Genomic DNA, 19917 nt, shown 5'->3' with positions numbered 1-19917 from the left:
TTTATGGAAGAAGTATTAAATCCCACTCAGATAAAACAATTTATTGAAGAAGGTTATATCCGCCTTGATCACGCTTTTCCTGAAAGCCTCGCCGCCGAAGTCCGCAGCATCTTATGGAAAGAAATGGCTATTGGTCCCAACGATCCATCTGCCTGGACCAGGCCTGTTGTCCGGCTGGGCATGTACTCCCAGCCTCCGTTTGTGACCTCTGCCAATACACCGCTGCTGCATGCCGCCTTCGATCAACTGGTAGGCAAAGACCGCTGGCTCCCTTGCCGGAGCATGGGCACCTTCCCTATCCGCTTCCCTTCCACCGAAGACCCCGGCGATACCGGTTGGCATGTAGACGCCAGCTTTGGCGACAACCCGGCCAACTACCTCGAGTGGCGGGTTAACTGGCGTTCCAAAAACAGGGCGCTGCTGATGTTGTTCCTTTATTCCGACATCGGGGAAAATGATGCCCCTACGAGAATACTGGCAGGATCTCACAGGGATGTAGCGCGACTGCTACAGCCTGCAGGGGAAGCAGGCATGACCATCCTGGAACTGGCGGCGGCTTTTCCGTCTTTACCACCACGGCCCACTGTTATGGCTACCGGCAAGGCAGGCACGGTATACCTGTGTCATCCATTCCTGGTGCATGCCGCACAACCGCATCGGGGAACGGAACCCCGTTTTCTGGCGCAACCGCCGCTGCTGCTGAAGGATGAGCTGATGAAAGCCGGCGGGGAGAACACCTATACACCCGTGGAAGAAGCCATCCGGCGAAGCCTTCACGCATAAATACACAGCGGGCCGCTTCCTGATGGAGGCGGCCCGCTTTTTTAACTACTTCGTCCTGCTGCGTTCATCTTCATTACCGAAATCTCGCTGTTTCACTTTGATCTGATTGTTGCCCATCTTGTAGCTCAACGAAATCCTGAAGCCCCTGGTATCACCATAACTGCGGACCGTATTTTTAATCCCGTTGGAATAATACGTAATGAGCGGCCGCTGTGCATTCAGCAGATCCTCTCCCGCAACGGTCAACGACAGTTTTTTGTTGGCCATTAAAAATTTCATGGAAACATCGAGCATGTGCAGGGTGCCAATATGGAAGATCTGATAGCGGCCCGGTAGCTGCAAGGCGTAATTAGCACTAAAGAATAAAGTCTTTGACTTGTTGAGGGTAAAGTCATTGTTCGTATAACAATAAGCGTTATACCCATCGGTAGAACTGACAAAGCCGGTTTTAGACTTCACATGCTGGTAGTTCACGTTAAACCCTGTAAAGCTGCTCCACCAGGACAACAGGTTAAAATTATAGTAGGTAGAAAAACCCACCTGGTAAGTATTTCCGTAGTTCACCGGTGTTTGCCGGGTAATGTTGGTCACACTATCCACAATGGACAAGTCCTGCCCGAAATCCTTCACACGGGAGTAATACACGGAGCTGGCCCACTTTTGGTTTTTCACATAAGACAATTCGATATTGTCAATATAAGAAGGTTTCAGGAACGGGTTTCCTTCGGAATAAAAATACGGACTGGTACGGACCACAAAAGGATTCAGGTAATCGAAATCGGGGCGGCGGATACGACGGCTGTAGTTGAGCGACAAGGAATTTTTATCATCCGGCACATAGGTCACGTAAGCCGTTGGAAACAATTTTATGTAACGGTTGGCATTGGTCTGGTCCAGGTTTTTGGAGTAACCTTTCGTTTGGGTAGCCTCCGCACGCAGCCCTGCCTGCACTTCCCACTGCGTATTTAATTTTTTGTTGGCAGAAAAATAGAGCGCTTCGTTATATTCTTTATAGCTAAACACATTGGACTGATCTGTATTGAGTACAGGCGTTCCCGTATGACGGTCGTACACCACCAGGTCATTGTTGGTATTGGTATAGGAGAATTTACCACCGAAGCTGATATTGGCCCATTTATAGGGAAGCAATACATCTGCTTTACCGGAGAAGTTGTTTACTTTATTCACATTACTGTTGGCTGAAGAAAAGAACGTACCCGGCAGCATTCCTTTCATAGGGTCCAGTTCATTGCCGGAAAAATTGCGGGCATCGGTTTTCCGGTAATTAAAGAAGTCAATATCCACTGTGAGGTTTTTTCCCAGGGAGTCCAGCGTAAAAGCATGGTACCAGTTAAGCGCGTTCATGGCTGGTTTATTACGTGCATCCACGGCCGATGCCACGTAGCCGTTCACCGCCTGTGTGTGGCTGTTGAAACGGGTGGTCAGCGGCTGGTTAGCAGATGTTTTATCAGTGAAACTGCCGAGGTATTTAATCCCCGTGGTCCATTTGGGGGTCACTTTATAGTCCAGTCCCAGCCCGGCGCTCAGCGCATTGCTTTCGGATTTGTTGCGTATTTCCTGTTTCCACCATTCTTTCGGATAAAATATCTGATCATCGGAAGTGGTCATCAGCTGTTGCCTGCTTTTGCTGAGAGAGGCCTGCAGTGCCACCTTTCCGTGGTTATAGTTGAACAGCCCCTGTACGTTGCCGCCGCCATATGTCTTCTGCGTATAGCCGGCGCCGATGGTGGCGTCCCACGAATTGGCCTTTGCCTTTTTAAGTTTGATGTTGATCAGCCCACTGTTGCCCTCCGCCTCGTATTTGGCCGGCGGGGCGGTGATCACTTCGATACTTTTGATATTATCCGCCGGGATGGACTTTAGGAAAACGGTCAGATCTTCCTGTGACATCCTTTGGAGGCGGTCATCCACCATTACCAGCACTTCGCCTTTGCCCACGACAGACACGCTTTCCTGCTGTACCCTCACTCCCGGCGTGGCCTTCAGGGCGTCCAGCGCAGTACCGCCTGTAGGCATTACCGCTTTTTCCACGTTAAAGACGAGGCGGTCTACTTTTTGCTCTACCAGCCTTTTGGCAGCCGCGATGGTCACGCCCTGCAGCTCCGTCAGCTCTCTGATTTCGATGACGCCCAGGTCTACCGCTTTGTCCAGCACCATCTGCCGGTCCAGTCCCGTATTACCGAATTGTCTGACAATCAGCCGGTAAACGCCTTTGGGGGCTTTCAGGGTAAAGTTGCCCAGTGTGTCGGTCATGGTTTGTGCGACCGGCGTGGAATCCGGCTTCAGCAAACCGGCATATGCAAAACCAACAGGTGCTTTGGTTTGATTGATCACCTTACCGCTGACAGAAAATTGCTGGCCCGCCACACTGGTATAAAGGAAAACTGCTATCAGTAAAAAAAGAATCTGCTTCATGCACTATCGATTAAATGTGGCACAAAACTGCATCGTACAGCCGTTTTCACCTACTTTTATCGACGAACCCCTGCCGTTCTCCGACGAACCCGGTGCCGTATCTTTTTGAAAAGGAATAGCTTTGTAAAAAAAAGCAATGTTATATCAGGGGACATTATCCAAAAGGCGGGCGTTACTGGTCCATGTGGTATTCTGGATACTCATGGCCTATTTTACGTTTGTCAAAAACCCTATCAACGCGCGGCTGTTCGTCCCCGATTTGTTTTACACCACCTATGTGATTGTATTTGTGCTCACCTTCTACTTCCACTACCTTTTTGTGATGAAGCAGGTGTTCAAATCATTTCAATGGAAAAAGCTGCTGGCCGGCATGTTTGCGTCTTATCTGTTCTTCACCGGCGCCCGCTGGCTGACAGAACAGGTGATCACCGATCTGCTGTTGGGTAAGACAAATTACACCAACCCTACCTTTCTTAACTATATGCTGGATAACCTGCACTACAGCAGTATGCCGATTATTTTCAGTTCCTTTCTGTGGCTGGGCATTTATTCCATCCGGTTGCTGGAATACAACCAGGCTATTCTCGAAGAAAATAAAAACACGGAAATCAAATTCCTGAAAGCCCAGATCAACCCTCATTTCGTTTTTAATACGCTCAACAATATCTACTCCATGGTCTATTTTCAATCCGACAAATCACTGCCCGCGATTGAAAAGCTCTCCCAGGTAATGCGTTTTACCACCTATGAATCACAGAAAGAACGGATCCGTTTGGCAGACGAGATCAACTACATCAACGCCTACATAGAGCTGGAGCAGTTGCGGCATCCTGAAACCGGCTTCATTCAATTTATCAGCGAAGTGGCCAATGAAAACATCGAGATCCCTCCCTATGTGCTTTCCCCGCTGGTGGAGAATGCCCTGAAGCACGGCGCCACTTCCGGCGAAACACCTATCACCATTACGCTCACGGCCGACAGGCAGCAGCTCCGCTTCCGTACCGACAATGCCATCGGCACACAGAAAAAAGATAAACTGGGGGGCATCGGCCTCGGCAATCTCAAAAAAAGGTTGGAAATTCATTATCCTCACCGTCATCAGTTAAATTTGACAGGTGATAACCAGCATTTTACCGCCGAGCTGTTAATTCAATTGTCATGAAGAAGAAAATAAACTGTATCATACTGGACGACGAGCCTTTTGCCGTAAAACTCATTGCAGACTATGCATCGAAGATACCCCAGCTGAATGTGCTGTATGCAGACAGCGACGTTTATAAGGCCATCGAGGTGCTGAACAAAGAAACGGTAGACCTGATTTTCCTTGACATTCAGATGCCGCAGCTGACCGGCATTGAGGTGATGCAGCTGTTTAATCAGCGGCATAACTTCATCATTATATCCGCCTATCCCGAATATGCGCTGGACGCATTTCAGTTTCATGTGGTGGACTTTTTACTGAAACCGGCCACCTTCAACCGGTTCTATCAAAGTGTAGAAAAATACAACCGCTGGCAGGAGACCTTCCAAAACGAGGAAGATGCTGACAGTGCCTTGTTTGTGAAGGCGGACCGCAAACATTATAAGATCTCCACCGATACCATCTTATTTATAGAAGGACTAAAAGACTACGTCCGCATCCACACCACCGGAGAAAAGATCATGGTACTGGAAACCATGAAGGACATGCTGGAGAAGCTACCGCCGAAGCAGTTTGTCCGCATACACCGGTCATACATTATCCCCTTGAACAAGATCAGGGTCATTGAAGGCAACCAGATCCAGCTGAGCGACGGCACGTGGCTGCCGGTGGGGGAAACCTACCGGAAGCTGGTGGGGGAATGGACGGAGCGGAAGTAGGGCACTGTCGCAAACACCCTTTTTTGAAACAATCCGCAATCCTTACTATATATTTTTTCCGATGATGACAAAACGCTATTTTTTGCTATTTTAGTAATAGTGTTAATTGTTATCCAAATTGCCTGAATCCAGATATCATGATGAATCCGACCTGCTGCTGAGGAGCGCCTGGCGCTCCTGCCAACTCCGGCACACTGGACATCTACGATGTGCCGGACAGCAATGCACCGCTGCAGCTATACCAGTCCTTCTCCGGAGGAATCGGTAAGGTCGCCTGCGTCTCCTACCGCGACCGGTAAGTTATACTTCTGAGGTAGTAACACCGTACTTCTGTCTAAAGGCGAAATAAAAGTGGGACAGGTTCTCAAAACCGAGGTCCAGATAAAAATCAGCCGGTTTTTGTTGTTTATGTTTGATCAGGTAATGCGCTTCTTCCAGGCGTCGCTCCTTCAGCCATACTTTGGGGGTGGCGCCAAATGTTTTGGTAAAATCCCGCTTGAACCCTGAAAGGCTGCGACCGGTAAGCCGGGCCAGCGTAACAACGGGAACGTTGAACATATAATGCTGATGCATAAACGCCTGCAGGTCTATTTTGTGAGGCTCAGAAAAGTCAAACAGCAGATTTTTAAAGTCCGGCTGGCTTTGTAAAAGTAATTCTATTGCCTCTCTGATTTTGAGATCTGCCAGTTTGGGCGTGGCTTCTTTTGTCCGGTTGATATAAGGGGTCAGGGAGACAAAGAAGCTCCGGAGAAATTCATCCGGCCTAAAGAATAGCTTTGGACCGTCCGGATAACGGTTACTGACGCTTATTTTATTTTCAGCAGCGTAACGCCGTAGTGCTTCAGTATCCAACGTGATGGCGAGGAACTGGTAGTTCCCTTCCCTGGAGGGGTATTTAATGGTTCGAATCAATTGGTTTTTCGGTACAAACACGACTGTATTTTCGCCGATAACGGCCTGGCCGTCGGCATGAAAGGCATGCGTTTCTCCTGAAAGTTGAAACCCTAAAAAATGTTCGGGTATAAACTCCTCGTGTCCTCTGTACTTTTCAAAAGCGCAGGAATACACAAACCTGTCAAATATAATTTCAGTTTTTGCTTCCATGTGACGAATATCGCGGAAATTTTAATAATCCCCGCGTGCCCCGGCCATAGCTATTTCTTTGTCCTGTTCCGGTGTGCCGCCGGAGGAAGCGATGGCCCCAATGATATTTCCATCTTTATTTTGTATGGTGACGCCGCCTGCGATAGTGAGCAGGCCGCCATTGGCGTTGATCATGCTATAACCGTTCAGGCCGGCGCCGGCGATGATGTTCCCTATTACGTCGCTGTCCACCCCGAACATAACAGCAGTTTTTGCTTTTTTCAAGGCGAAGTCCGCCACACCATATACACTGTTCCACCTGCCGAAGGCAACAAGATGACCACCGGTGTCTACTATTGCAATACTCACCGGGATATTTAGTTCCTTTGCTTTTGCTATTGCTGCCGATAATGCGCTGGCAGCCTGATCATATGATATATTCATTTTCTGTTTTTTTAGAAGGATGATAAAAGAATGCACAGGCTTAGACCTGTGCATTCGCCTAACTTTTAGCGGCCCATGCCTCACTCTGTAATTGTTTCACAAAATCTTCTGTTTCTTTCGGGTGCACGTTTCTGAAGTTAGGTTGCGCATCCAGCGCCACATTAACGATAACATCTGCCATGGATTCGGGGTCTAATTGATTGGCGAGGGCGTCGGCGACGCCGTCAAATGCGCTGGCGGGTGTAAAATTCACTTCCGGATCGTACCAACGGCCAATGGAGTCTGCACCGCGGTCGTTGAAACCGGTGCCGAAAACACCGGGGTTGCACGTGGCTATTTTAATATTGAAAGGGGCCAATTCCGTTTTTAGTCCCTCCGCAATGGCTTCCAGCGCATGTTTGGATGCACAGTAAGCCGCTACGTAGGGAACCGTCCACAAACCTCCCATGGAAGAAGTGAACACGATCTTTCCTTTTTTCTGTTGAACGAATTTTTTAATGAAGCCTTGCGCCAGCTCCAGCCCGCCGAAGACATTTACATCGAACATTGCACGGACCAGTTCCAATGGTTGCTCTGCAATGGGGCCGCCTTCCATCACTCCGGCGTTACTGATCAAAATATCAATGTCATATTTCTTCAGTATATAAGCGATATCGCGGGAGTTGGTCACATCCAGTTTGTCTACGGTAAGTTCAAGTCCCTTTTCCCCGGCCTCCCGGATCAGGTCACTCATCTGAGGATATACCTGCGTCGTGGCGATGACATGGTGTCCCATCGCTGCCAGCTTAAAGGCGGCAATCTTTCCGAAGCCGCTGGCGGCCCCTGTTATCAAAATGGTTTTGCTCATCTGTCAAGAAAATTAGTACAATACAAATTTGGACAAACCAGCGATAAAATAGCTTGTCAGGAAGTCCAAAGATGTATTGCTGAAAAGTTCAAAGAAAACAAACGCCGCAACGCGCTCTATGGAAGAAAGTATCCTTAAAAGTCCGCAAGCGCAGGGATACCGAAATAATATTGTACTTTGGAAAAAAGTGCCGCCACCTTATGAAAACAAACCGCTTACCGCTTTTCCTGTTACTGTTGCTGTACCTGCAACCGACATTTGCCCAGACACGCTCCAAAGACGCCGCGCTTCAACAATTCATGAACGACCGCTTCGGTATGTTTATCCACTGGGGGCCCGTGAGCCTGCGCGGTACCGAAATCGGCTGGAGCCGGGACAAGGAAGTGCCGATCAACGACTATGACAGCTTATACAAAGAATTTAATCCCGTGCTCTTTGACGCCGATGCCTGGGTAAAAACGGCCAAAGACGCCGGCATGAAATACCTGACCATCACCGCACGGCATCATGATGGATTTTGTTTATGGCCCACGAAATACACCGACTACAACATCGCCAACACGCCCTACCGGAAAGATATTGTGAAGGCCTTGCAGGTGGCGTGTAAGAAACAGGACATCAAATTTTGTATTTATTATTCGGTGCTGGACTGGCATCATCCGGACTACCCTATTCATTCGGCACACAACAGTCAGGCAGACCCCAAAGCCGACATGGGGAAATATTTCACCTTCATGAAAAATCAGCTCCGGGAGCTGATTGAGCAGTATGACCCCTACATGCTCTGGTTTGACGGCCAGTGGGAACAACCATGGACCAACGAAATGGGAAAAGAGCTCTATGCCTATCTAACACAGTTAAAACCGGACATTATCACCAATAACAGGCTGGGCAAAGAATTCGCAGCCATGGACAACAAAGCGATCGATGTCACCAAAATGGTGGGTGACTATGACACCCCGGAACGGGTGGTCGGCCGTCTGAATATGAGTACTCCATGGGAAAGCTGTTTTACAATCTGCCAGCAGTGGTCCTGGAAGCCCAACGACAAATTGGTGCCACTGGACACCTGTTTGTCTATTCTCTCCCGCAGCGCCGGCAGCAATGGTAATCTGCTGCTGAACGTGGGGCCGATGCCGGATGGGCGGATAGAAGCCCGCCAGGTTAAACGCTTGCAGGCCATCGGCGATTGGCTGAAAATAAACGGCGCCGCCATTTACAATACGAAAGGCGGGCCTTACGAACCGGTGAAAGATTATGTAACCACGCGCAGGAACAACCAGTTGTTTGTCCATGTTCTGAACACGCAACTCACCGGAATAACGCTGAAAGCAATTCCGGGCATTAAAGTCCGCCAGGCAGCTACGTTGACGGGCGTTCGTATTCCGGTGACCATCAGCGATGGCAGGTATCAGCTTAGGTTTCCCGCTACCCTCAAGGGCCAGCAGGAATACGTGGTTGTTCTGGATATGGATAAAAGTATGGAGACAGTAGCCGTGATTAAATAAGCAAATATGGGTGGGACTGTGAGCGGCTCAGGGGGCCGCAGAAGATGCAGCACCAGGCTAAAGGCACCATGGCGATACATAGGGCAGATAGCTGTCATTTTAAAAACCAGGCAGGCATTCATGGTCGCGGCAGGTATAAAGGAATACGGTAACGGTTAAACGTTTTTTCCCGGAGATGAAAAAGCGGGGTCATAATTCCCTCCTCTTATCTATGTCCCATCAGCGGAACAGGGCCAGGGAGCGTTAAAACGCCTGTTAACAAGCCATTTAAATATTAATTGAGCAATTGCTGGTATTATTTTACCGGCAGAAGGAATTTACCGCCAGTGATACTGTTAAATTTTATAATTTTCTCTCCACGTCCCTGAAAAAACAATCGATTGATGTATCAACCAACACGTTCCGCGTTCAGAAAAAATTGCTGGATCACAGGCTTTCTCTTTACGGTCACAGCTGCGCATGCGCAGACTGCCACTACACCTGCGGCTGAAAGGGCCGGAGACATTAACGCCCGGTGGGAAGACAGGGCGCAATGCAGCAGCCAGACACAAAAGCCGGAAGGGGACGTATTGTGGTACCGCCGTCCAGCCCGCGTATGGGAAGAAGCGCTGCCGGTAGGCAACGGCCGCATGGGCGCCATGATATTCGGCGGCGTGGCAGACGAACGGATACAAATCAACGAAAGTACTTTATGGGACGGGTATCCTAAAGATGCTGACAACCCAGCCGCATTAAAAGCGTTGCCGGAAGTAAGGCGGCTGCTTTTTGAAAACAAAAACAACGAAGCGGTGAAACTGGCCGCCAAAACCATGCTGGGCGTTCCGGAAAGGATAAAACCATACCAGTCACTGGGAGAAGTGTGGCTGGACCAGCCGGTTACCTCCGCCACCAACTACACCCGCAGTCTCGACCTCGCCACCGCCGTCGCCACCGTAAAATATACTTCCGCCGGCGTGGACTATACCCGCGAAAATTTTGCCTCCCTGGCTGACAACGCGGTCGTGGTAAAATTTACCGCCAGCCAGCCGGGGAAAATCAGCTTCCGGCTCGTGCTCAAACGGCAACAGGATGCACAATGCATCCCCGACCCTGCCGACGGCGCCGCCCTGCTGCTGGACGGCCGGCTGCCCATCAGAGACACTACCGGAAAACCGCGCGGGATCAGGTTTGCAGCCCGCGCCAAAGTGTTGAACAAAGGTGGCCGCGTCTATGTGAAGAATGGGATCTTATATGTTGAAGATGCCAACGAGGCCACATTATATATTACCGGCGCTACCAACTATCCCGGACTGAAAAATCTGACGAAAGGAATTACAACGGTCAATACCGATCCCATACAACTGTGCCGGAAAAACGCCACTGCTGCCGTTGCGAAAAACTATGCAGCGCTGAAGTCGGCACATATAGCAGCCTACCGTAAGTATGCCGACCGCATGACACTGCATTTTGATATGCCGGATACCGCCGCTGCCGGTCTGCCGACAGACGAGCGGCTGGAACATGCGCGCCGCGCCGGCAGCCCCGACGCGGGACTGGTAGCCCTGTATTTTCAGTTTGGCCGCTACCTGCTGATCTCCAGCTCACAGCCCGGACATATGCCGGCCAACCTGCAAGGCCTCTGGGCCTGGCAGATGACGCCGCCCTGGAATGCCGACTACCATACCAACATCAATGTACAAATGAACTACTGGCCGGCAGAGATCACTCACCTGAGTGAACTGCATGAGCCACTGTTCGACCTGGAAGAAGCACTGGCCAAACCGGGGGCGCGTACCGCCCTGCAGACCTATGGCGCACGCGGCTGGGTAGTACACCATCTCACCGATGCATGGGGCTTTACCTCCCCTGCTGACGGTCCGCAAGGCATATGGCCTATGGGCGCCGCCTGGCTGGCGCAACACCTGTGGGAACACTATACCTATACCGGCGACAAAAAATTCCTGTCACAACGCGGCTACCCGCTGATGAAAGGCGCCGCGGAATTTATGCTGGACTTCCTCGTGGAAGCGCCCGCAGGCACCGTATGCCCCGGCATGCTGGTCACCAATCCGTCCTACTCCCCTGAAAATGCTTTCCTGTTGCCGGATGGCACCACCTCGGTCTTTACCTACGGCGCAACGATGGACATAGAGATCATTCACGATCTGCTGACCAACTGTATTTCGGCCGCCACCGCACTCAATATAGATCCTGCTTTCAGGGAACAGTGCGCCGCTACGCTGAAACGCCTGCCGCCGGTACGTATCAGTCCCGCTACCGGCCGCATCATGGAATGGGCGGAAGACTACCCCGAAAAAGAACCACATCACCGGCATACCTCTCATCTGTTTGGTTTGTATCCCGGTAATCAGATCACCATGGACGGCACACCCGAACTGGCCGCCGCTGCCCGTAAAACACTGGAAGGCCGCGGCGATGACGGCACCGGCTGGAGCCTCGCCTGGAAAATTAATATGTGGAACCGCCTGCACGACGGCAATCATGCCTTCAGGCTGTTGTCCGGACTGCTCACTAAAAAAACGCTGCCCAACCTGTTTGACAACCATCCCCCTTTTCAGATTGATGGTAACTTCGGCGCTACCGCCGCTATCGCGGAGATGCTGTTGCAAAGCCAGCACCGCAACAGTGACGGCGCTTTCGAACTTTCACTGCTGCCCTCCCTGCCGGACGCACTGGCCAGCGGACGCGTCTCCGGCTTGTGCGCACGCGGCGGATTTGTCATCGATATGGAATGGAAAAACGGAAAGTTGCAACAGGCTGCCGTCACCTCCAAACTGGGCGGCGACCTGTATATCAAAGCAGGTGGCAAAACCGTTCGTTATGCTACCCGCAAAGGAGAAATCATCAGGCTCAATGACCAACTGATCAAAGTCATGTAATCCGGAAACACTTTTTAATTAAAGTCATGTCATTCGAAAATATTTTTTCACCGTTTATGCAAACCTTTGCATAAATTCACCAAACGACCAAAACCAACATCCACATTACCTTTTAAACACGTTAAGAAAAAATTTCAGACCTACAATATGGAAAAAAATGGGTAGCAGAATTTGCTACTGGTTAGTATCGCTTTATCACCAAACATCTATCATTCAAAAAATCGTTTTATGGGAGGAATAGTAAAAATAACTATTGCGACAATGCTCTCTATTTGCTCTGTACTGATGCAGACGTACGGACAACAAAATACCGGCCATGTGAACGGCACAGTAAAGGACGCCGGCGGCACGCCCCTGCCCGGCGCATCTGTAGAAGCAGTATCCAATGGGCAGCGTGTGAAAGTAGCTATCTCCGACAATGTCGGCAAGTTCGCCTTCACCGGCCTGCCGGCAGGCACTTATACCTTTAATGCCAGCATGATCGGCTATGACGCCAAATCCTTCGCAGGATTTAAGATCAGCCAGGGACAGAATGCCGAGCTCTCCCTCACCTTAACGTCCTCGGTGAGTGAACTGAGCAGCGTGGTGGTCATCGGCTACGGCACCCGGAAAAGACAGGACGTAACAGGCGCCGTGGCCAAAGCGGACCTACAGGTACAGAAACAGTCTCCCAACGCCAACGTGATGTCTTCACTGAGAGGTACTGTTCCGGGCCTCACCGTAGGACAAACTACCAGAGCGGGCAGCGATCCGGCACTGATGGTACGCGGACGGAACTCCATTTCCGGCACCACCTCTCCGCTGATCGTGGTAGACGGGCTCATATACAGGGGGGCACTCACTTCCATTAACCCGTCAGACATCGCGAGCATTGACCTGTTGAAAGATGCAAGTGCTGCCGCGGTGTATGGTTCCCAGGCGTCCAACGGCGTGGTGCTCATCACCACCAAAAGCGGCGCCAGCGGCATCGATAAGCTCACCGTGGATTACAGCGGCTCTTATTCCATGCAGGAGATGACAAAAAAAGAAATGAGACCGGCTTCCGGTGCACAGTACATCCAGAAGCTGGGCGACTGGTACCTGTCTGAAAGCCGTGACCCCAACGACCCTACGAAAATGAATCCCAACTGGGACCCTACCACCAAGATACCGGGCATAGAAGGCGATAACTATAAGAACGGGTACGAAGCCAACTGGTGGAACCTGATGACCAATTCCAAACCGAGGATTCAGAACCACAACATCGGTTTAAGCGGCAGGTCCAGGAAGATCAAGTTCTACCTGGGCTATGGTTATTTTGATCAGGTGAACCTTATCAAAAACGATAACTACCGGAGAAACAGCTTGCGCCTCAACATTGAAGCCAAGCCCGCAGAATGGCTGACCGTCGGCGCACAGACAGGGTTGTCCATCAACGACTACAGCGGCGTTTCGCCGTCCTTCTCGAACATCATGTTCCTGAAACCCTACAACCTGCCTTTCGACCCTAAAACAGGGCAGATGCTGGAGTTCTACGCACAAACCACTACGCCTACAGCGCTGGAAGTGCTCAGAAGAAATAAAGACCTGGACCGTAACATGAACCTGATCGGCAACTTCTTCGTAAGCGTAGACGTTCCGTATATCAAAGGCCTGAACTACCGCGTGAATTTCGGTAACAACTATATCTCCGCGAACCGCTTCAACTACGACGCGCCCAATGTGGAGGCTACCGCCTACAAAACCTACATGACCGATTATTTCCTGACCATCGATAATATCCTGACCTACAAAAGGGATTTTGGTAAACACGGGGTAGACCTCACCCTGCTGTACGGCGCGGAAAAAAACAAACACGATGGCACCCGCACGTCCGCCGGTGGTATCACCAACGGCGTACTGTCCTACAACAGGCTGGATGTGGGCGATCCCGCACGCCTCACTGTGTCCAACGACATGGACATCCTCCCCTGGCAGGAACAGGCGTTGTACCAGATGGCCAGGCTCTCCTATTCGTTCGATAAAAAATATATCCTCACCGGTACCGTCAGAAGAGATGGATTTTCCGGTTTCTCTGCGACCAACAAATGGGCCACCTTCCCTTCCATTGCTTTTGCATGGCGCATGAAAGAAGAGAATTTCCTTAAATCAGTGGATGCCATCAACGATCTGAAACTGAGGCTGTCTTACGGTTCTACCGGCAACAGGACAGTAGGCCGTTACCAAACGCTTGCCCAGATGACCGTCGGCTTATCCAGCGGCTACCTGTACGGTTCATCCGGCGGCGCACAGCTGGGTTCTTTCCTGAGTCAGTTGCCCAACTCCGGCCTGCGCTGGGAAACCACCCGCTCCTTTAACACCGGCGTGGACTTCGCGTTCTTCAACAACCGGCTGTTCGGTTCACTCGATCTGTATTTCTCCAATTCCGTGAACCTGTTGAACTCCCGCGCGACGCCTACCATCACCGGCTTCAACAGCTTCCTGATCAACATCGGTAAGATCCAGAACAGAGGACAGGAGCTGAACATCACCGGCGTACCGGTATCCAATAAAAACTTCAAATGGGAAGTAACGGCCAACTTCTTCCGGAACCGTAACAAAGTACTCGACATCGACGGTACCGGCAAAGACCTGATCAACGGCAACGACCCGATATTAAGCTACTTTATCGGTCAGCCTTACGGCGTGGTATACGATTACAAGATCACCGGCATGTACCAGATCGGCGAACAGGTGCCTGCCAGCCTCGCGGCACAGGGCTTCAAAGCCGGTCAGTACAAAGTGGAGGATGTAAACGGTGACGGACGTATCACGCCGGACGACAAACAAATACTGGGCAGGCTGGACCCCTCCTACAGCCTCGGTATCTCCAACAGCTTCCAGTACAAAGCGTTCCAGCTGAAGTTCTTTATCAACACCATCCAGGGTGGCAAAAAAGGTTACCTCGGCGCGCCGGGCATCATGCTCCAGAATCCGGACAACATCCGCAACAACAACGGCTTTGTGTATGACTACTGGACACCCAATAACCCGGACGCCCGTTACAGAAGCATCGCAGCCTACGTAGCCACACTGGGCGAAAACTTCGGTCCCTATGTGTCCAGAAGCTTTATCCGCCTGCAGGACGTAACGCTGACCTACAGTTTACCTGAAGGCCTCCTGAGCCGTTTAAAAGTAATTAAATCAGCCAGTGTGTATGTCAACGCGCAGAACCTCCTGACCATCACCAAATGGGACGGCTGGGACCCGGAGTCCAATCCTTCATCCGGACAGCGCTCCTCCCTCGGGCTCAGAATCCCCGGTGGCCTGGGCCTCGACCAGAACGGCTATCCCGTGATGAAGAATTACTCGCTCGGCGTAAACGTGTCCTTCTAATGCTTCAACCGTAAACTTTAAGACATGAAACCAAAAATATTCGCATACCTCCTTTGTATCGGTGCAGCGTTATCTTCTTCCTGCAGCAAGAGTTTTCTGGATGAAGACCCGCTGTCTATCTATACACCGGACAACTCTCTCCAGACAGCCACTCAATATCAACAGGCGACCAACAACCTGTACAACGGTGTCAGGAACATCTACATGGGTAATATCAACCTGGACACCTATTTCGGGTTGTATTACGCCACCGACTTCGCTTTTAACGGCACAGACTACGATCCTGCCGCTAAGCTGAACGCCTACAAGGCCACCATGGTGCCAACATATTTTATTCCAGGTAACCTGTGGACCGCGTTTTATAAAATTATCACCAACGCCAACCTCGTGATCAGCCAGGTGTCAAAATCCACCCGCCTGAGCGACGCCGAGAAAAACGGGTTTCTCGGTCAGGCACTGTTCTTCCGGGCATATTCCTATAAGATCCTGGCCAACCTGTACGGCGGCGTGCCCATTGAGCTGAACGAGCTGTCAGGCCCCCGCTACGATTACGTGCGCGCCAGCCGCGATGCTGTATACCAGCAATGTAAAAAGGACCTTCAGGAGGCGATCACCTTACTGTCGGATATCAACAAAGTGCCCGACGGCACGGTGAATAAACAAATCGCCCAGCATATGCTGACAGAGGTGCTGATCTCCCTGAAAGACTATGACGGCGCCATTGCCAGTGCATCGGAAGTGATCAACTTCTCCGGTGTATCACTGATGACCAGCCGCTTTGGCAGAAGGTCCAATTTACCGGGAGATGTTTACCGCGACCTGTTTGAATACAACAACCAGAACTACAGCACCGGCAACCACGAAGGGCTGCTGGTGATACAAAGCACGCTGAACAACTCCGCCTCTGTAGGCGATCAGACCGCATGGGCCGTAGTGCCCAGCTTAACAGGCGTGCGGATCGTGGAGTCCGTTACCAAAACCAAAATGTCCATCCTGTTCAACGCTAAATTCGTAGACAGCGTTTCCTCCAACGGTATCGGCTGGATAAGGCCCACCTCCCACTTCTTCTACGAAATATGGACACCGGGCGACATGCGTAACTCCTCCTACAATATCGTGCGTGATATCCGCATCTCCGGCGTACCGGCCACCTCTCCTGACTATGGCAAATGGTACGTAAAAGACGGTTACAAAGACAAAGTAGCACCTGCGGACTTCAGGGACACCATCCGCAATTTCTACCCGGTGATCAGGAAAGCCTCTCCGTCGGCCGGTGACTTCGTGTCTGTGGCAGGTCCGGCGATCCTCACCAATGTGACCAACCCGTTTGGCGGCCTGCTGCTGAACGGCGCCTCCCGGTTGTTTTTGCAGAAGTATATGGCCCGCCTAGCAGAAACCTATCTGCTGAGAGCCGAAGCACACCTCGGCAAAGGTGACGCACAGAAAGCGGCAGACGATATCAACGTGGTGCGCAACAGGGCCGGCGCCACGCCTGCCACCGCCGCAGAAATGAATATCGACTACCTGCTGGACGAACGGCTGAGAGAGTTGTACATGGAAGAGTTCAGGGCGGTAACACTCACCCGTATGGGTAAACTGTACGACCGGGATAAGAAATACAATCCGAAGTCGGGCTTAACCATCGAGCCTTATCATAACCTGTGGCCGATACCTGCCACCGAAATCACACAGAATACCGGCGCTGTGCTGGAACAGAACCAGGGATATTAATATACAGGCCCGGGGCACGCAAGCCCCGGGCTATTTTTTAATAGATACCAGTTGTTTCTCCAAACTTATCCAGGCAAACTTCATCAGCTACCCCATAAAGAATACGCTCTGTATTACCTGTTACCGAATGAGGGGTATTTTCCGGATGATGAATGATCTCCGCGTAAAAGGCTTTTCCTTTGCTAACTATCCAATGAGAGATGTCTTCTATGCCATCTTCTGATTCCTCCATATAATCCGTAAAAGGCTCGTCCTGTAGCTCTGCAGCAGCATCTACAAACTGTTCCTGAAACCGCAGGATATCGTCTTTGGCCATCGCAGACAGTGTTTCTTTTAACGTGTTTCTGTCTTCCTTCGCGTGGCTGATAATACCCCAGAACCAGTCGCTGATATGACTAAAGTCTTCAGGCAACTTAATCGATGCGTTATCCATGATCTTTTGATTTACTGCAAGGATAATAAAATACCGGTATCCCCGACAATAAAATCCCCCCGGGAAATCCCGGAGGGCGCTTTTCGCTTTATACTGTAGTTGTGGGAGGCTTGGTTATGGTATGATGGCAATGCCCGCAGCGGTTACACGGACCTTCACGGTTTGTCCGGCGCCGGCGCGCACATGCGGCCATTTCACAAATGCCGTATAGGGCAATGGAGCGGCCGCCTGCCGGTTGTTTTCTGCCAGCAATGACACCGATGCGTCGTAGGCTGTCGGGTTGGTGATGGCGATGACCATCGATGATTTTTCCGTCGCTATTATTTCAGTAACGACATGATCAAAGGTGTATACTTCTTTTTTATCCGTGTTGATATAGATACCCGGCACTTCCAGTGCCATGAGCATGCCTGCGGTTTCTGTCCAGGAGTTGCGCGTATTGATGAAATTGCCGATACTCTCTTTCCCTTCGGCATCGCCGGGCTGGATACGTTCCATTGAAGAACCGGTGAGGTTGTGCGTGGTCAGGTGTCCGGGCATGTTCACCGCTTCTGCATGGGCATGTTGTATGTCCCGCAGCAGATCTGCATACTGGCGATGGCCGGTGGCCCTGAAGAGTTTGAACAGCGCATCGCCGGAAGACGTGCAGATACCGGGCGCCGCATGTTTGTTCTGGATACTGGCCCATACAGCGCCGGCCATATGGCATTGTAACCTGCCGATAGCGCTACCGGAAGGAAAAACAGGATCATAGGACAGTACCCATGTAGCACAGAGGGCAGCCTGCGTTTCGGCCATATGCAGCCAGCGCTGCTCCCCTGTATAGTGGTACACGGCCATCAGCGACTCCAGGAGACCGAATGCCGACTCAGAGTTGGCATCGTGAGAAATATCTCCGCAGTCACCGCCCGTCAGACCCTGCTTTTCAACATCCCGGCGGTAATAAAAGGCGGACGCATCCTTTGCCATCGTCGTCCATGCCGTAACGTGAAAATAGCGGGAGGCCATGATCATGCCCGCAGGCACGATCGCCCCCGCCGTGGAATTATAAACCGCAATATCTCCTGTTGCAGGAGCAATAAATTGTCCGAACTCGCCATGTTTTTCCCAGGTGGCCGCAAAGGCTGCCGCCAGCCGCTTTGCAGCCTGTTCCCACTCCGGCCGTATCATCCGGCCATATCCCTGCGCTTTCAGCAACAGCAGGTGTTTCATCAGCCAGAACAACACGTCGCCGTTCTTCCTCACCATCGCCTGCAGCTCAGGGAATGCGGGATGCATTTTTTCGGGACGCAGCTTACCGTCGGCGGTAATACCACCGTAGAAATAACCGCTCTTGCCTTGCAGCTTCGCCGTCACAAAATCAAGCTCCCTGGCCACCCGTTGCCGTTCCTTCGCATCATTGAGCGCCAGCATGGGAAAGGTATTGATCATACCGCTCACCCATCCCAGCTGGAAATCATCATTGTTCTCCGGCCTGTAATAGGCGCCGGCCTTCACTTCTATGAAGTTCTGCCGGCAGATGTCCGTTGCACACTGCAACAGTTTGCTCATCGGTAATATGTTCCTGGGCGCATTGGGCCCGCTCAGTGCTTTACGGACCTGCATCAGGCGGCGCAGCAGCGCCGGTATATCTTCCGCATCAAATACATACGTCCGGAAATGCATGGTCACTTCATCACCGGCTTTCCAGTCGGGCGCACGGTCACCGCTGGCATGGAAATCGCCGAATCCCGGCGCCAGCCTGCGTACCGCTGGTGCGGAAATCGACAGTGAGCAGCTGTCTTTTGCTGCGTTTTCTGTTATCGTAAGACCGCTGTTTCCCAGACTGGTCTGCTGTGTCGTGAGCAGAATAAAACCTTTCTTCTCCTGTGGCGAAAAAAAACAGATAGCCGGGGTGGCAGCGTTGCCGGTTTGTAAGGCTATCGTGGAAGGTTCTCCTGTTTGAATTGACAAACGCGGATTGTTGGAGATAGTGAGCGGCACCTGCGGATTATAATACATATCCCGCGGATAGTCAGGATTGTAACCCTCCCCGATGGCACGATAGCGGTTGCCGTTGTATACGGAAGCCGGCACCAGCACATAATGTTGCGGGCTCCATCGGGCGAAGTCCAGTGATATGGAGAGCGCGCATTGGCGCGCGTTACCCTTTTCCAGTCTGCAGGCAGCCTGTATATCGGTAGCACCGTCGGGCAGGACCCTTTTATTCACCTGCAGGCGCCAGTCGCCCCCGGCCGCCTGGACCCTGTCCTGCTGAAAGGTTTGTGCCGTCTTTAAAGTGGTGCCTTCATACTGGCAGATCCGGTACCGTAACACACCCTGCAGTTGGCCCGGCAGATCATCTGCCGCCGGCTGTTGCGCCGGCACTATATGCCATGCGCACAATGCCGGGATCATAATCAGGGATTTAAAGCTGCACCAATATCTCATGGTGCAAAAATCAATGATAGGCTTTCTATTTACCACCCCTTATTTGATCAATACTGATGCTTTTTTTGCTGCCGCAAAAACAGGAGATTATTTGCTAAAACCTTGCTAAATTTTATTAACTTGGCATCG

General features: G+C 51.3%; 13 protein-coding genes. 7 read left to right on the top strand and 6 right to left on the bottom strand.

All coding sequences use genetic code 11. The annotated features are described in order from the left end of the window. The first annotated feature begins 3 nt into the window (after positions 1-3). Entirely contained in the window at positions 4-783 is a 780-nt protein-coding gene (locus B5D63_RS25360; RefSeq protein WP_078671656.1) for a phytanoyl-CoA dioxygenase family protein, read from the top strand. Between the two features lie 45 nt (positions 784-828). Here B5D63_RS25360 and B5D63_RS25355 read toward each other — a convergent pair whose 3' ends face one another. Continuing rightward, a complete protein-coding gene (locus B5D63_RS25355) occupies positions 829-3219 on the bottom strand; it encodes a TonB-dependent receptor (protein WP_078671655.1) in 2391 nt (796 codons plus the stop codon). Positions 3220-3355: 136 nt separating this feature from the next. Here B5D63_RS25355 and B5D63_RS25350 point away from each other — a divergent pair, with 136 nt between their 5' ends. After that, positions 3356-4381, top strand: a complete 1026-nt coding sequence (locus tag B5D63_RS25350; protein WP_078671654.1) for a sensor histidine kinase — start codon at positions 3356-3358, stop codon at positions 4379-4381. Next, positions 4378-5079, top strand: a complete 702-nt coding sequence (locus B5D63_RS25345) for a LytR/AlgR family response regulator transcription factor (protein ID WP_078671653.1) — start codon at positions 4378-4380, stop codon at positions 5077-5079. The genes B5D63_RS25350 and B5D63_RS25345 overlap by 4 nt, the downstream gene beginning before the upstream one ends. A gap of 300 nt (positions 5080-5379) precedes the next feature. Here the strand turns inward: B5D63_RS25345 and B5D63_RS25340 are convergent, their stop codons facing one another. The 3 genes from B5D63_RS25340 to B5D63_RS25330 are packed head-to-tail and all read right to left on the bottom strand — an operon-like array spanning position 5380 to position 7453. After that, positions 5380-6183 (bottom strand): helix-turn-helix domain-containing protein, encoded by an 804-nt coding sequence (locus tag B5D63_RS25340; RefSeq protein ID WP_078671652.1) that lies wholly within the window; start codon positions 6181-6183, stop codon positions 5380-5382. A gap of 21 nt (positions 6184-6204) precedes the next feature. Further along, positions 6205-6606, bottom strand: a complete 402-nt coding sequence (locus B5D63_RS25335; protein WP_078671651.1) for a GlcG/HbpS family heme-binding protein — start codon at positions 6604-6606, stop codon at positions 6205-6207. A 58-nt stretch (positions 6607-6664) separates the two neighbouring features. Continuing rightward, positions 6665-7453, bottom strand: a complete 789-nt coding sequence (locus B5D63_RS25330) for an SDR family oxidoreductase (RefSeq protein ID WP_078671650.1) — start codon at positions 7451-7453, stop codon at positions 6665-6667. A 200-nt stretch (positions 7454-7653) separates the two neighbouring features. On the opposite strand from B5D63_RS25330, the gene B5D63_RS25325 reads away from it, so the two are divergent. From B5D63_RS25325 to B5D63_RS25310, 4 genes are all read left to right on the top strand, one after another. Beyond that, positions 7654-8961: an alpha-L-fucosidase gene (locus tag B5D63_RS25325; RefSeq protein ID WP_078671649.1), complete on the top strand. Its 1308-nt coding sequence runs from the start codon at positions 7654-7656 to the stop codon at positions 8959-8961. Positions 8962-9344: 383 nt separating this feature from the next. Continuing rightward, a complete protein-coding gene (locus tag B5D63_RS25320) occupies positions 9345-11840 on the top strand; it encodes a glycoside hydrolase family 95 protein (protein ID WP_078671648.1) in 2496 nt (831 codons plus the stop codon). Between the two features lie 228 nt (positions 11841-12068). After that, positions 12069-15194: a SusC/RagA family TonB-linked outer membrane protein gene (locus tag B5D63_RS25315; protein WP_078671647.1), complete on the top strand. Its 3126-nt coding sequence runs from the start codon at positions 12069-12071 to the stop codon at positions 15192-15194. A gap of 24 nt (positions 15195-15218) precedes the next feature. Continuing rightward, positions 15219-16925, top strand: coding sequence for a RagB/SusD family nutrient uptake outer membrane protein (locus B5D63_RS25310; RefSeq protein ID WP_078671646.1), 1707 nt, complete (start codon positions 15219-15221; stop codon positions 16923-16925). A gap of 37 nt (positions 16926-16962) precedes the next feature. On the opposite strand, the gene B5D63_RS25305 is transcribed toward B5D63_RS25310, so the two are convergent. Continuing rightward, positions 16963-17358 (bottom strand): DUF4240 domain-containing protein, encoded by a 396-nt coding sequence (locus B5D63_RS25305; RefSeq protein ID WP_078671645.1) that lies wholly within the window; start codon positions 17356-17358, stop codon positions 16963-16965. 114 nt (positions 17359-17472) lie between these two features. Continuing rightward, complete coding sequence (locus B5D63_RS25300; protein WP_078671644.1) at positions 17473-19755, bottom strand: hypothetical protein; 2283 nt, start codon at positions 19753-19755, stop codon at positions 17473-17475. Positions 19756-19917 lie beyond the last annotated feature (162 nt).

The organism is Chitinophaga eiseniae, from assembly GCF_900167135.1.
GTDB lineage: Bacteria > Bacteroidota > Bacteroidia > Chitinophagales > Chitinophagaceae > Chitinophaga > Chitinophaga eiseniae.
This window is presented reverse-complemented; position numbering and strand designations above follow the sequence as displayed.